The sequence below is a fragment of the Shewanella phaeophyticola genome (assembly GCF_025398315.1).
GTDB classification, from domain to species: domain Bacteria; phylum Pseudomonadota; class Gammaproteobacteria; order Enterobacterales; family Shewanellaceae; genus Shewanella; species Shewanella phaeophyticola.
Map to the genome: position 1 here is coordinate 3,317,962 of NZ_JAODOQ010000001.1, position 14,281 is coordinate 3,332,242.

Genomic DNA, 14,281 nt, shown 5'->3' on the forward strand with positions numbered 1-14,281 from the left:
TTGAACATTTAGTAGAAGAAGCTGCCGCGGCAATTAATCTCAATGGCATCAATTATGCTGTCATGATGATCACCCCAGACAACATTGAAGACTTTGCCATTGGTTTCTTGTTTTCAGAAGCCATTATTCAACATGACCATGATGTTCACGACATACAAGTCAGTAAATCAGAACATGGGTTTAATATTGATGTCACCATTGCAAATCGCTGTTTATACGCATTAAACAACAAAAAGCGTCGATTAATCGAGCCACAGGTTGCGGTATTTGTGGGGTTGAAGCTATCAGCCATGCACTGCCAGAATTAACCATATTACCTGCCACTCGCCCAATTGAATTATTGGATGTCGACACCCTCAAACTGCAAATTGAAGAGCATCAACTCAAAGCTCAACAAAGTGGTGCCATTCATGCTGCTTTAGCCTTAAATGCCCAGGGCAACATCATTGCTTGCCGTGAAGACATCGGCCGTCACAATGCCTTAGATAAATTAATCGGTATGTTAGTTAGACAGCCAAGCTCATTGTCTGAGAGCAACGCATTATTAATGACCAGCCGTTGCAGCAGTGAGCTCATTCATAAAGCGGTGTTACTGGGCGTAAATAACTTAATTAGTTTAGCGTCACCCAGCCAGTTGGCGGTAAAACTGGCGTTAAAGTACAACCTCAATATTATTCATATCCCCAAGTATTCTGCGCCTATTTATTACTCTAATTTCCAACCTAACGTTAATTTAAGCAGTCTGCCTGTTAGTCCATTCGGAGCCATTAATGTCTAACCATATCGAAAAACCTAGCAAAGCCGGTGGCTTTCCCTCAATACAAGCCACATTAAGCCATGTATTACGTAGCCAACGCACCAAGCAAAATCTCAAAAATTTATTACGCGTTAATCAAACCGATGGGTTTGACTGCCCAGGATGTGCATGGGGTGACAACAAGCACGGCGCATTTCAATTTTGTGAAAATGGTGCCAAGGCCGTTGCATGGGAATCAACAGGAAAAGGGGTTGGCAGTAAGTTTTTTGCTGAGCATTCGGTACGCCAACTAGCTAAGCAAACCGATTACTGGCTAGAGTACCAAGGCCGCTTAACCGAGCCGATGCGTTACAACGCAGCAACCGATCACTATGAGCCAGTGAGTTGGAACGACGCTTTTAGCATTATTGCCGATAAGCTCAACAGCTTGTCTAACCCTAATCAAGTAGAGTTTTATACCTCTGGCCGCGCCAGTAATGAAGCGTCATACCTTTATCAATTATTTGGTCGTTTATATGGCACTAATAATTTCCCAGACTGTTCCAATATGTGTCACGAAGCCAGTGGCGTCGCACTGACAAAAGCCATAGGTATTGGTAAAGGCACTGTGGTATTAAATGACTTTGATGCCGCTGAAGCCATTTTTGTGTTTGGCCAAAATCCAGGGACAAATCACCCACGGATGATGAATGCGTTACGTAAAGCTGCTAAACATGGCTGTAAAATTGTCACCTTTAATAATCTTAAAGAAGTCGCCCTAGAAAAGTTTGCCAGTCCACAAAGCCCAATCGAACTATTAACCCCTGCTGCCACCACCATTAGCCATCAATATTTAACCCCTAAACTTGGCGGTGATATGGCCGCAGTGCGCGGTATGGCAAAGTACATTATTGAACAGCGACAGGACAAAATTGCTCATGGGTTTATTGAGCAACACAGCGCCTTTTTTAATGATTATCAGCAGAGTGTTAAACGCACCAGTTGGCAGCAGATTGAACAACAATCAGGGCTAACTAGAGCAGATATTATTAAAGCGGCAATCTTATTTAGCGGCAGTAAATCCGTGATCAGCTGTTGGGCAATGGGATTAACCCAGCACAAGCACTCTGTCGACATCATTCGTGAAGTGATTAACCTCCATTTGTTGTGCGGGCAAATAGGCAAACCAGGTGCGGGCTTATGTCCAGTCAGGGCCACAGTAATGTGCAAGGTAATCGCACCATGGGGATTAACGAAAAACCATCGAATGAGTTTATTGCTCACTTTGATAACTTTTTTGAAACTCACCTTCCACGCCAGGCTGGTCACAACGTAATAGAAGCGCTTAAAGCGCTACAAACAAAAGACAGCAAAGTGCTTATCTGCCTTGGGGGCAACCTTGCTGCAGCCGCACCCGATACCGACTTTACCTATCAAGCCATCCGCAACGCTGAGCTTAACGTGCAAATCAGCACCAAACTTAATCGCAGCCATTTACAAGTGACACAAGATGCACTTATTTTGCCTTGCTTAGGCAGAACCGAGTTAGATATTCAACGCAGTGGTATACAAAAAATTACCGTAGAAGACACCTTTAGCATGGTACATGCCTCAACGGGCATGACCGAGCCAGTGTCAGAGCTATGCTTGTCTGAAATCGACATCGTCGCCCAAATGGCCAACGCCACATTCCATCATCGTGATTTTAGTCAACGCGCTGGCAGTCACCAAATAAACAATCAAAACGCGGCCATAAAAATCGATTGGTTAGCATTACGTGATGACTACGGACTGATCCGCCAATTAATTCAAAACACCATAAATGGCTTTGAATACTACAATCAACGTATTGAACAACCAGCCGGATTCTACCTTGGCAACAGCGCCGCCAGATTTGTATGGCACACTCAAACCAAACGCGCAGAGTTTAATCCGAGCAACTTGCCAGAGTCAGTGATTGCCGACTGTTCAAGCGATGCACAATTACAGGGCTCACAAGGCACACAACAGCCCATATTATTGCTGCAAAGCTTGCGCTCACACGACCAATACAACACCACAATTTACGGCATGGACGACAGGTATCGAGGCATTAAAGGTAAACGAAATGTACTGTTTATCAACCCACAAGATGCACAAAACCTCAACTTAGTTGAAGAGCAGTTAGTCGATTTGCAATCGATTACCAATGACAATGTCGTGCGTAAAGTGCCTGGGTTTAGCGTGGTACTTTACGATATTCCACAAGGTAATATTGCCGCCTATTACCCCGAGACTAACCCTTTGGTATCAATCAACAGTGTCGGCGTTGACTCTTACACCCCGACTTCTAAATCTATCCCGGTGGTCATCACACCCTCCACCAAACCGGTGATTAATGTGGCGCAAGGATAAAATGAACCAAGTCACTTTTTATTAATAACGCGCAGCGCGGTTAGCTGTATGCGTTATCAGTTAACAGTAGCGAATAAAAATACCAATGCCATGTGCGATAACGCTGACATTGGTATTTATTCTATCTATTCACAATAATTGATGATTTGCCGGTAAGCGTTATTTCCACGCAAACGGTTTAAATACGTCATCAGTTGGAGTATGGGCAACATGGTTTGTGTAGTTACTGATCACTTTTTGTGACAAACCTAAAATGATTTCTAACACTTGTTGCTGGCCGTAACCTGCAGCATAAAAGGCTTCAAGTTCAGCCGCCGAAATATTACCGCGGTTACGCACAATGCTTAATGTGGCATCGTGTAGCGCTTGTAATTTAGCAGTAGGCATAGCGGTTTTGTTACGTAATGCTTCTGTGATCGCAGGGTCAACATTCATTGAATTGGCAATAGCAGTATGTGCAGGAACACAATAAGTACATTCATGTTCAACATTAATGGTTTGCCAAACTACAGTGAGTTCCTCTGCGTCTAATGACGAGTCTAAAAAGAACTGATGTAACTGTTGATAAGCTTTAAGTGTGTTTGGTGATTCGGCTAATACGCCAAACAAATTAGGTACCATGCCCATTTGTTTTTTAGCACCCTCTAGGATTGCTTTACTTTCTTGTGGGGCGCTTTCTGCTGTATGGATAGTAAATGAAGTCATAATGTTCTCTCGTGTCGATAAATAAATGCTAGTGCTGTTAAATACTGCTAAATGCCAGTGCAGCGTTTCAAATTGGGTTCACTATAGAACAACATGAACGATCGCTCAAGCTATTTTGAGCAATCATTCAAAATATATAACTACAATGTTAGCGAATCCAATAATTAAGCATAAAAAATTAATTAGTTAATAAAAATTGTTTGATATTTTATGTTGACCCACAAGCATAAACCTCAATGTGCCACTTAAGTTCTGTTGTCGTTTAAGCTATTTTGCTGTTATCCAGCGATCTTTACACTTCTTTAATTGAACATTTAATTGAGATTAATTATCATTGCCGTCATTTCTATTTACCACAATCACAATATAAAAACGCAATAAAATCAGCTTTTTGTAATGTAATTTGAGCAAACAACATGAATATGGTTTCGGCATTAAAATGGATACATAACTGGGTCGGCTTTACTATTAGCATCACAATGTTAATTGTACTGACAACAGGGGTTTATTTGGGCAGCGTAGATTTATTAAAACGCACTGACAGTTTAGGGCAAACCTTTGTCCCGCTAACCCTAGAGAAAAAAGCCGAGACGGTAGCAAGCGTATTTGAGCGATACCCAGAAATGAGCACGGTACGTTTTCCCACAGAGCATACCCCTTATATTCAAGCCACTGCGCGCGGTAAAGCCATCGCATTAGACAACGAGTTAAACGAGCTTGCTAGCCGCGCTTCATTCGACCTGCCTTTTTATGAAACCGCCTTTTGGTTACATCGTAATTTTTTAATCGACAACGGTGGTAAATACATCAATGCATGGGCCTCTTTGGCTGGCGCGATTGTCACATTAATTGGGATTTATTTATGGTGGCGAGTGCGTAACGGCTTTCGCTTAAAACAAACATTGCCTAAAAACACTCGCTCAAGCAGTTTGCTTAAAAGCCACATTCAATTAGGGCTGTTTATCTCAATACCGTTATTTATATTATGTGTTAGCGGCTTTTTAATTACTTACAACAGTTTATGGACTGGGGCGTTAAATCAAAAACCTGTTACTCAGTCGTTTGCGGTTAGCCAGGGCAATGATTGGTTAAGTCAGCTCACTAACGCCCAACAGGTGTGGCCAAACTCAGAATTAGTTTCAGTAAGCAAACCACGCTCAAAACGAGGTAAAAAACCAAACGCGGCCCCTCAAGGCGAAAACCAAAAACCAAAGGCACAAATGTTTACGATTCAATTTGATGAACATCCAGGCGTTTGGTTAAGAGAAGCAGACCGCATTAGCATCAACCATACTACTGGTGTTATCGAGTCGGCATTAAAACACAGCGACAGACCATTATCGGGCAGGGTTGCTAGTTTTGTACGCCCACTTCATGATGGGCTGAACATGCCAGCCAGCTATGTGGCATTGATTACATTAGTCTCATTGACTGGCACCGGCATTTTATCGTTTAGTCTGGTAACTTTTTGTCGCCGAACTTTTGGTGGTAAAACGAAGAAAGCTGCTTAACAGCAGTATCGCATCAAATATATAGTACCCAATGCAGTGTGAAATATGTCGCACTGTATTGAGTATCGCTACGGCAGATCATCTTCGTCTAGATCCCGTATAAGGTCACCACAACAGCGCCGCCCAACCCAACATTATGCTGTAATGCGAGTTTGGCGTTATTAACCTGCCTATTACCTGCCTGGCCACGCAAATGCCAGGTTAACTCAGTACATTGTGCAAGCCCCGTTGCCCCAATGGGATGGCCTTTTGACATTAACCCGCCCGATGGCTACAATCACATACCGGCCGCCATAAGTATTGTCTCCATCGGCAATAAATTGCGCTGCACCACCTTCAGGACACAGCCCTAAGGCCTCATAAGTAATCACTTCATTTGGGGTAAAGCAATCATGCAACTCAATCACATCAATATCGCGAGTACTATACCGGCATCGCAATACACTTGCTCAACCGCTTGTTGCGTCATGGCCTTACCAACTGCATTAATAGGGTCTTGCCACGATATTTCGGTGTCGGTTGCCATGGATTGTGCAAGTATTTTGACCTGAGAAGCAATACCATGCTGGCGGGCAAACTCCTCACTGCATACGATAACCGCAGCGGCGCCACAAGTTGGCGGACACGCCATTAAGCGCGTGAGGTAATTGCCGTATATCACCTTATCGTCGATCACTTGCTGGTAAGTTAATGGCCTTGAAAACATTGAGTACGGGTTATTAATGGCATGTCTACGTGACTTTTCGGCCACCTTAGCAAAAAGGTCGGCGCCCACTTGATATTTATCCATATAATGGCGCCCTGCCGCGCCAAAAGCACGTAATGCAATCTGCGCCTTGTGGTGCATTAAATTGTTGTAATACTGGATCGAGTCGCTCAAATGGACTTTCTCTGTCTTGCCAGTTTGACCCTAACGCACCGGGCTGCATTTCTTCAAAACCAAACGCTAATGCACATTCAACTTGACCCGATAACACCGCCTGACGAGCCAAAAACAATGCGGTTGAACCACTCGAACAATTATTATTAACATTAATAATTGGAATACCGCTTTGAATCACATCGTAAAATGCATGCTGGGCGCAGGTACTGTCACCATATATATAAGCGCCATATGCCTGGCCAATTGTCTTAGCATGTAAACCCGCATCAGCCAATGCCAACGTTATGGCCTCGGCTGCCATCACCCGATATGGCGGTTGCTGGCTCGGTTTACAAAATGGGATCATGCCCACCCCAGCGACTCTCACTTTGTTCATATCACTCCCGTTAAGACAGCTAGTCTTTCATGCTAAGTTCAGAATACTCGATACGCCCTCAAAAGTTAATGCAATGTTAAAATATCAACCGTATCGCACCACAATGACGCGACAGCGCACCAAAACGTAACATCAAACGCAAATTCATTAGCTTACAACCGTGTTTTTGCCGCCTGAAACGCTCATTAAACGCACTGTCATTGAGCGTTGTTACGATCGTTTCAGCAACGCATTCAGGCATTTGCACCATTCAAGGTCAACAAGCGTTCAATGTCTCCGCATTTTAGGAATGACTTTTGCTATATAAAATCATGAATTTCAACAGAGAAATGTTTTTTGGGAACTGAAATGAACAACATTAGTGATGCAATTGGGGTTATTGCACAAAGTGCGGACACGGTATTTATCTTACTTGGTGCAATCATGGTGTTAGCCATGCACGCTGGCTTTGCATTTTTAGAAGTCGGTACCGTCAGACACAAAAACCAGGTGAATGCTCTGGTTAAAATTCTTACGGACTTTGCCTTTTCAGCCATAGCTTACTTTGTCATTGGTTATCAAATCGCATACGGCAGCCACTTTTTTGTGAGTGCTGAAACATTAGGGGCTGATAATGGCTATCAGTTAGTTAAATTCTTCTTCTTACTCACTTTTGCAGCCGCTATCCCAGCCATTGTTTCAGGCGGCATTGCCGAACGTGGCAGTTTTAGGCTCTTCTTATTTGCCTCGGCTATGATAGTGGCTTTTGTTTACCCATTATTTGAAGGCATTATCTGGAATGGTAATTATGGCTTTCAAGCGTGGTTAGAGAGTCAGTTTGGCGCTCAATTTCACGATTTTGCAGGCTCAGTTGTGGTTCATGCTATGGGTGGCTGGCTAGCCTTGGTAGCAATCTATATATTAGGTGCTCGCCGCGGCCGTAAGCCGGGGATTGCGTTTGCGCCCTCTAATATTCCTTTTTTAGCATTAGGCTCATGGATACTCGTTGTGGGTTGGTTTGGCTTTAATGTGATGTCAGCACAAACACTCGATGGCATTAGCGGTTTAGTCGCAGTAAACAGTTTAATGGCCATGGTGGGCGGCACGATCATCGCGCTGATAGTCGGTAAAAACGACCCTGGGTTTATCCATAACGAGCCACTTGCTGGGTTAGTGGCGGTGTGCGCCGGTTCTGATTTAATGCATCCTGTCGGTGCATTTATAGTCGGCGGTGTCGCTGGCGGCTTATTTGTGTGGGTATACACAAAATTACAACGTAGCAGTAAAATAGATGACGTTTTAGGTGTGTGGCCATTGCACGGTTTATGTGGTGTGTGGGGCGGCATTGCCGCAGGCATTTTTGGCCAACAAGCATTAGGTGGCCTTGGCGGGGTAAGCTTAATGTCTCAATTAGTCGGTAGTGTTGCAGGTGTTGTCGTCGCATTAATGGGCGGTCTCATCGTTTACGGCATTGTAAATAAAATCTCAAGCTTACGTTTAAGCCAAGAACATGAGTTTATTGGCGCTGACTTAGCCATTCATAAAATTGGCTCAACTAACTCAGACAAGTAACTCAAATCAGCGAGTAAAAAAGGCAGAATCAGTATTCTGCCTTTTTTACGTCTCACCTTAAGCAATTCGAACCCTCCACAATCACCGACATAAAACCCTCGGCTAAAAGATAATAAATCAATAACATTAAGCCTTTGTCACAGCAGCTAAATACCCCAAAAACCATCCGTTATTGAACCAGACGCCAGCACCTTTAACCGCAATAAAAATATCTGGCTTAAAGCGCAAATTTTCATTGCAAAGAATTTGGCCAAACCCTAGTATACACAACAAAAATCATACAATTAATTTACATTCTAAGAATGTATTTTCACAACATTGTGCAAGGATGAAAAATGTTAACGAAAACCCGCTCCTCGCTCGCATTTGCGATTTTATTTTCTCTTTCGGCTTGTGGTGGTGGCGGAGACTCTTCTGACACATCCAGTGAAACACCCGATAATCCAGCAGGCACCAGCTCACAGTCTGATATTATTAAAAACGCCAATAACTATAATGCTATTGAGTTAGAGAACGCGGCATCGCAATTAGTCAGCGCGCGCTACACTGGCAGCAAATCATTGACGACATTAACCCTCGCAAATACCCAACATGTGTTTAAAAAAGTGGTTATTGGAGAAGGCGTTTTACTGCCTAACTTACATTTAGAAGAACTTGATTATAATGTAACCAATTCTGGAAAAGTGGATTTTACTGCCCAATGTTCGACCTCTGGCAGTATCAAATTTAAAGGCCAATTAAGCAGTCAATTTACCGGAAACCTTGCCGTAAGTTACAATAATTGTAGCGACGGCTATAGCAATAATGTCAACGGTAATATGGCCTTTTCGCTAAAAACTAACACAGACAGCCAATATAATTTTAGCTTTAACTTTGATAATTTATCTTGGAAAGAAGGTAGTCTCACAACATCGCTCACTGGCAGCTATGGAATTAATAGCCAAGAAACCCCCAATACAGATCAATTCAGCAACAGCATCAAAACCAATCTTCTTTATACTTACTCAGGCCAAACACAAGCACTTTTTCAGGTAACTCAAACTCAATCCTATCAAAACAACCAATTTAATTGGATCATTTCAGGCGCTTATTTTCATAGCACCTTAGGTCAATTCAACATATCGACCAATGCTTTAGATGGAAATTTAGAACAAGGAAAGATCATCGTTAAGGGCACCAATTCGTCTACGCTAGCGTTTTTAAATGGCTCTGTAAAATATACCCAAGATACAGACAATAATGGCATTGATGATGTAGGTACTTACTTTGCATCTGTTAATGACTTAATCACCAATAATTTATCAAATAAACCGCTTGTTGATGTGGCTAAGATGTCATTACCGCCAGAAGTTTATGCGCCAAGCGGTAATAATTATCAGTTATATACAACAACACCACTGACAGTGTCACCAGGGCATTATTTCGATCCAGATAACAGTCTTGATCAACTCACTGTCAGTTACCGCTGGTATATTAATGGCCAGCTAGTCAGCGGGCAAACCAATTACATTCTGCCAGCTCACATTGCAGTTTATGGGGATGAAGTTAAAGTGGCAATGGTGGTTTCCGACGGTATTAATACAGTTGAGAGTGATTACTTTTTCTTTACCATTAACGACTCACCCGCACAATTTAATGCCGTTAACCTACCTAACCACATACAATCTGGCCAAACTGTGCAATTTAGTGCATTGCTCACTGACCCAGACAATATTGATCCGGCTAAAATTGGCTCGTTAATTTCAGGTGCCTAGTGGCGCGACCATTGACAGCCAGGGACTTGTTACTTGGTCAGTCGGAAATGACTATCTTTTCCCCTTACAAAGTGTCGACTTTGTTTTTGCTCTTACCGATTCCAATGGCAATATCCTCGAATCGGCATCGGTTTCACTCGATGTAAACGCAGATAAACCTTTACCATTAACTCGCTCAGGAATTGAAGTCCCTCGTAACGAAAAATCAATGTGGGTGGGAGATTTTGATGGTGACGGTAGCAATGAATTGGTGTCGACTGATAATAATAACAGGGTGTTTATGTTAACCGAACAAAATGGCAGTTACGTACAAACCTGGTTTTATCCATTTAAATTAGCCACTAAAGGTACCATACAACAAGTGTTGGTTTTTGATACCAACAAAGATAATCGTGATGATATTGTGCTGATTACAACACACGGTATCAGCGTGATTAACGATCTCAATACGTTGTCATACAAACTATTCTCGACTGAGGATACGATTTTCAGCGCAGCAATCGATGATATTGATAGTGACGGAATCCCAGAAATCGCTTATTTGCATGCGCGAGGGGTGAATGATTATGAGACGGAATCTCTACTCAGTGTTATCAGCATGTCTGCGCCATCTGATGTATTATTTTCGGTCAACATTGATGCTCAGAAAGTTATTTTTGCAAATGTTGATCTGCAACCTGGTCTTGAACTTATTACCAATAGCGGTTTGGTTTATGATACTCAAACTTGGCAAAACAAGTGGGCTAACAGTACACCATTCGGAGATCGAGTCCTGACTACCGGTGATTACAACGGCGATGGCGTTAATGAGATTGCCGGGGGAAATTACTGGTCAACGGTCAGTATTTACTCTGCTATCAATAAATCGCAATTAGCTACCGTTGAAGTATCTAATACTTGTTCAATCAATACCATGAATTTAGATAATGACGCCGCCGACGAATTAGTGGTGGGAGAATGTCAGTCTGGAGAAGTGCATGCTTATAAGTTAACAAGTAATGAGCTATCACAAATATGGTCTCAATATACTCCACACTCTAGCGTAAGCTCGTTAACTGTCGGCGACTCTGATAATGATGGTGAAGACGAACTTCATTGGGGCGTTGATACAATGACCACTGCCGAAGATCGTTTGCTTGTGGCTGATATTGGTATCAATACCATCGACATTAAACAAAACCCTTCTACCGTTCAATTAGATTCTTTTAGCAGTGCAGGTTGGTCAACTATCACTGATAATGATGAAAAAGCCGTATTCTTTGTACCGCAAACCGCAAACGGCTATCAAGGCAGTCGAATCCTGACAATGGCAGCTGATGGATCTTACCAATTAAGTGAGCAAATATCCTCAAACTGGGATAGGAGCTTCCATGCTGTCACCACTGATTATAACCACGACGGCTTTGGCGATTTACTACTGCCAACAACAGAGTATTACGACGGAGGGATGGGTATCATGCAGTTATTTGACTATAGTTTCCACTGGCAATCTTCCACCAGCAGTCAATCTGATATTGGCGCGATTAAGGCATTTGATATTAACCAAGATGGTATTGAAGATGCCATTTATGCCGACGGCAAGACACTCAAAATCGTTAATATTGACGACCAAAGCCTAATTGCCCAATACAGTTTTGAAAGCAATATTACCGACTTTGTCATCAATGAAAAAACCGTGATTGTGCACTGAAATAATACCGTAAGCCTACTAACACTAAACACGAGTTCACTGTCAGAACAATCGTTTATAAATCAAAACTGCCAGTATTTGACGTTAATAAACCTAGATAGCGACACACAACAAGAACTGATGTGTATTAACACTGATCATTATGAAAATAACAGCAATATCTATACATACGAAATAGCCAACTTAACCCTGGTTGAAAAAGACACTAGAGCCATCAAGCGTTCAATTTTTGGCATTGCTATCGATGAAACCACCAGCAGTAACCAAGGCTATTTTGTCGCAGTTCAAGTCGGGCAAGCATACTACAGCGAAGAAGACACAGATTATCATATTGAAAAACACGATGTTAACAGCAATGTTATTTGGAGAAGTCCAAGTTTAATTGGTGAACCATCTGAACAAGGGCTTAAAGCACGTTACTCTACTGCGAAGGGATTACAGCTGATGTTGTCGACAAACAAAGCAATGTATCTTATTCATTAATCCTAGGACAATGCAGCATCAAAACCATTAAAAAGGCAGAATCGTTATTCTGCCTTTTTTGTTTAAACGGTATTCGTCTTGATTAAACCCGGGGAGATCAGTGCTTAGACTTAACGCCATTCTTAACCATCTCTTGACCGCTTTCAAAGATTTCCGGCGTTACCCAGCGGCCAAGTAAAAGCTTATGGTTATCACCAAATACCGCAACAAAATGACGACCATCAGCATTACTGGTTGCCATACCCACGCCAGCAACACCTTCTAAACCTAAACCGCCCTTTTCAACTAACACTAAAAAGCGTTCTAAATCGGCTAAATTATCAATCACATCATTTTCAATATTCATATACTTCCCAAAAACTTTATAACTTGGGCGCTACTTTAGCGCATTGAACGGTAATAATCTTCATTTTATCCGTGGCAATTTCACTATTAACACTACGTTAACTGTCGCGATTGGCTAAATTAAAACTGTAAAGTGAGATCAATTAACTGTGCATCATCATCGTATGAATCAAAATTAATCGACAACATCACAGTCCCTTTTGTCAGCATAATATTATCAAAATTATCTTCTGCGTTGGGGTATCGCTCCAACAATTGAGATTTGATAGCGGGCAAGTTGTAACTGGCAAGCACTGCGTTAAATTCACTCATCGTTTGTGCGCCAAACATCGACTCGGTAATTTTGATTGAATTGACAACCCCCTGGCGATCAAATCCCAATAACACATTGCTATTCACCAGTACTTTGGAAGCCGTTATCTGTCAATTGGATTTGGTTGATGAGCTGTTGTGGTTGCAAGGTATAAGCTTGCTTAAATGCTAATGTCAGCAATGTTGTGATGTCGATATTATCAAAATTACCAAAGTTAACTTTATACTTATCGGTTGCTGTTAACGGTAAAACCGCAAAGCTGTTCAGGCGAGAAACCGCCTCTTGAGACACGTTTTCTTTGTAGTCTTCAAAGGTTAATAACAAGCGACTATTTTTACCCGCAACACTATAGCCATCCCCGTGCTTTTTAAGGGGTAAATGCGCCTTAACACGATTAAGCTCATCACCTTGATGCACTTGTTCAGCAATCACCCAATTATCACTATCATAATTTTCACTTAAGGCAATTTGGTTTTGACCATGACCATTTAATAACCCTAAATCCTGAGTAATCATTAATACACGACTGCCTTTAACCACAAACCATAAGCTACGTCCGTAACCATAAACAGTTGCGCCATTATCCAGTTGCAACTGAATACTGTGAGAGCCTAATGCTTGTTGTAAATCATCAACTGAGTCACCAATGTAAACGCCATAGGCACTGTCGGTCGTAATAAGCGCATCGGGTGCTGGATGCCTTTGCGCTTGCTTTAACAGATTGCCTTCATTTGGCATCGTCAACTGAACAGTGGTTTGGGTGTACGACACCGCTTTACCTTGACTGTTATACGGGGTGGGATCGCTGCTAAGTTGCGTATCGTCACATAGGTTAACGTATTGCGCTGAAGTTATTACATGAATTTGTTTGGTATTAGATTTAACCCGGTTACTGTCGTCTTGCAGATCAAGACTTCGGTCAATGCCGCCAACCGTTAATCTATCAATAATTACCGCACCTGCGCCTGCTACAGCGGCTTTACGCTGTATTTCAACTAAAGCTTGCTTTACATATGCATCACGATGGGACAATACATCACCATGAGAGGATTCCAATAAGTCAGGGTCAATATCGTAAACCATTTTATTATTGGCGGTATCGATAGTTTGCGGACTACAAAGAGGGTAAAAATCTAAAATCGGCGGTAATTTGGCGGCAAAAGAAGCAGGGCTAAAAGCCACTAAACAAACAATATAATGTGAAAATTTCATAAACCTTCCCTGAGTTAAATCCCTGTTTTTTTATTGCTATAGCACTTATAAGTGACTCTACTTTTTATAAGTAACTTAAGACCCCTAGCCTTTATAAGTCACTTAAGTCAGTTTACCCTAATCTGAAATACTATTGCTGTAAACTAATCTGTGTTACTGAATCTTAGTGGGTTAGGTAAAGCCAATAAATAAAACCCGCTTTATCATTTCTATCAATTTGCTCTATATATCCTTTTTCTCTGCACAATTTTTACACTTTTGAGTAATAACATCTTATTAACTATTTTATTTCAGTGAATCAACCGAAACCTCACTACGTAAAAGATAA

Annotated in this window: 13 protein-coding genes and 2 pseudogenes; 7 read left to right on the forward strand and 8 right to left on the reverse strand. The window is 41.9% G+C overall.

Going from position 1 to position 14,281, the window contains the following annotated elements:
• The first annotated feature begins 65 nt into the window (after window positions 1-65).
• Together N4T56_RS15365 and N4T56_RS15370 are read left to right on the forward strand one after the other, a co-directional pair.
• A pseudogene (locus N4T56_RS15365) lies at window positions 66-778 on the forward strand (formate dehydrogenase accessory sulfurtransferase FdhD).
• A pseudogene (locus N4T56_RS15370) lies at window positions 771-3,130 on the forward strand (FdhF/YdeP family oxidoreductase). The pseudogenes N4T56_RS15365 and N4T56_RS15370 overlap by 8 nt, the downstream one beginning before the upstream one ends.
• Before the next feature lie 159 nt (window positions 3,131-3,289).
• Here N4T56_RS15370 and N4T56_RS15375 read toward each other — a convergent pair.
• Window positions 3,290-3,835, reverse strand: coding sequence for a carboxymuconolactone decarboxylase family protein (locus N4T56_RS15375; RefSeq protein ID WP_261733840.1), 546 nt, complete (start codon window positions 3,833-3,835; stop codon window positions 3,290-3,292).
• A 416-nt stretch (window positions 3,836-4,251) separates the two neighbouring features.
• On the opposite strand from N4T56_RS15375, the gene N4T56_RS15380 reads away from it, so the two are divergent.
• Complete coding sequence (locus N4T56_RS15380; RefSeq protein ID WP_261733841.1) at window positions 4,252-5,346, forward strand: PepSY-associated TM helix domain-containing protein; 1,095 nt, start codon at window positions 4,252-4,254, stop codon at window positions 5,344-5,346.
• Between the two features lie 88 nt (window positions 5,347-5,434).
• On the opposite strand, the gene N4T56_RS15385 is transcribed toward N4T56_RS15380, so the two are convergent.
• From N4T56_RS15385 to N4T56_RS15395, 4 genes are read right to left on the reverse strand one after another with little or no spacing between them, the layout of a single operon-like run.
• Entirely contained in the window at window positions 5,435-5,602 is a 168-nt protein-coding gene (locus N4T56_RS15385) for a thiolase C-terminal domain-containing protein (protein ID WP_261733842.1), read from the reverse strand.
• Window positions 5,553-5,753 (reverse strand): thiolase C-terminal domain-containing protein, encoded by a 201-nt coding sequence (locus tag N4T56_RS22860; RefSeq protein WP_390904071.1) that lies wholly within the window; start codon window positions 5,751-5,753, stop codon window positions 5,553-5,555. The genes N4T56_RS15385 and N4T56_RS22860 overlap by 50 nt, the downstream gene beginning before the upstream one ends.
• Window positions 5,750-6,136, reverse strand: coding sequence for a hypothetical protein (locus tag N4T56_RS15390; RefSeq protein ID WP_261733843.1), 387 nt, complete (start codon window positions 6,134-6,136; stop codon window positions 5,750-5,752). Before N4T56_RS15390 ends, N4T56_RS22860 begins: the two co-directional genes overlap by 4 nt.
• Complete coding sequence (locus N4T56_RS15395) at window positions 6,129-6,605, reverse strand: thiolase family protein (RefSeq protein WP_261733844.1); 477 nt, start codon at window positions 6,603-6,605, stop codon at window positions 6,129-6,131. Before N4T56_RS15395 ends, N4T56_RS15390 begins: the two co-directional genes overlap by 8 nt.
• A 348-nt stretch (window positions 6,606-6,953) precedes the next feature.
• On the opposite strand from N4T56_RS15395, the gene N4T56_RS15400 reads away from it, so the two are divergent.
• From N4T56_RS15400 to N4T56_RS15415, 4 genes are all read left to right on the forward strand, one after another.
• Window positions 6,954-8,156: an ammonium transporter gene (locus N4T56_RS15400; protein WP_261733845.1), complete on the forward strand. Its 1,203-nt coding sequence runs from the start codon at window positions 6,954-6,956 to the stop codon at window positions 8,154-8,156.
• 335 nt (window positions 8,157-8,491) lie between these two features.
• Entirely contained in the window at window positions 8,492-9,910 is a 1,419-nt protein-coding gene (locus N4T56_RS15405; protein ID WP_261733846.1) for a hypothetical protein, read from the forward strand.
• On the forward strand, window positions 9,903-11,600 hold the full coding sequence (locus tag N4T56_RS15410) for an FG-GAP repeat domain-containing protein (RefSeq protein ID WP_261733847.1): 1,698 nt from the start codon (window positions 9,903-9,905) through the stop codon (window positions 11,598-11,600). Before N4T56_RS15405 ends, N4T56_RS15410 begins: the two co-directional genes overlap by 8 nt.
• A 78-nt stretch (window positions 11,601-11,678) precedes the next feature.
• The gene (locus N4T56_RS15415) at window positions 11,679-12,083 is read left to right on the forward strand and encodes a hypothetical protein (RefSeq protein ID WP_261733848.1); all 405 of its coding nucleotides are present in this window, start codon (window positions 11,679-11,681) and stop codon (window positions 12,081-12,083) included.
• Between the two features lie 97 nt (window positions 12,084-12,180).
• Here N4T56_RS15415 and N4T56_RS15420 read toward each other — a convergent pair whose 3' ends face one another.
• The 3 genes from N4T56_RS15420 to N4T56_RS15430 form a co-directional block, all read right to left on the reverse strand.
• A complete protein-coding gene (locus tag N4T56_RS15420) occupies window positions 12,181-12,429 on the reverse strand; it encodes a hypothetical protein (protein ID WP_261733849.1) in 249 nt (82 codons plus the stop codon).
• 119 nt (window positions 12,430-12,548) lie between these two features.
• On the reverse strand, window positions 12,549-12,815 hold the full coding sequence (locus N4T56_RS15425; RefSeq protein ID WP_261733850.1) for a hypothetical protein: 267 nt from the start codon (window positions 12,813-12,815) through the stop codon (window positions 12,549-12,551).
• Window positions 12,816-12,819: 4 nt separating this feature from the next.
• Window positions 12,820-13,953 (reverse strand): hypothetical protein, encoded by a 1,134-nt coding sequence (locus N4T56_RS15430; RefSeq protein WP_261733851.1) that lies wholly within the window; start codon window positions 13,951-13,953, stop codon window positions 12,820-12,822.
• Window positions 13,954-14,281: the final 328 nt, after the last annotated feature.

Bases quoted from the DNA above. Each gene is read 5' to 3' on its own strand.
- N4T56_RS15380 (WP_261733841.1), top strand. From the start codon at position 4,252: ATGAATATGGTTTCGGCATTAAAATGGATACATAACTGGGTCGGCTTT.
- N4T56_RS15420 (WP_261733849.1), bottom strand. From the start codon at position 12,429: ATGAATATTGAAAATGATGTGATTGATAATTTAGCCGATTTAGAACGC.
- N4T56_RS15430 (WP_261733851.1), bottom strand. From the start codon at position 13,953: ATGAAATTTTCACATTATATTGTTTGTTTAGTGGCTTTTAGCCCTGCT.
- N4T56_RS15375 (WP_261733840.1), bottom strand. From the start codon at position 3,835: ATGACTTCATTTACTATCCATACAGCAGAAAGCGCCCCACAAGAAAGT.
- N4T56_RS15395 (WP_261733844.1), bottom strand. From the start codon at position 6,605: ATGAACAAAGTGAGAGTCGCTGGGGTGGGCATGATCCCATTTTGTAAA.
- N4T56_RS15400 (WP_261733845.1), top strand. From the start codon at position 6,954: ATGAACAACATTAGTGATGCAATTGGGGTTATTGCACAAAGTGCGGAC.
- N4T56_RS15390 (WP_261733843.1), bottom strand. From the start codon at position 6,136: ATGGATAAATATCAAGTGGGCGCCGACCTTTTTGCTAAGGTGGCCGAA.
- N4T56_RS15405 (WP_261733846.1), top strand. From the start codon at position 8,492: ATGTTAACGAAAACCCGCTCCTCGCTCGCATTTGCGATTTTATTTTCT.
- N4T56_RS15385 (WP_261733842.1), bottom strand. From the start codon at position 5,602: ATGTCAAAAGGCCATCCCATTGGGGCAACGGGGCTTGCACAATGTACT.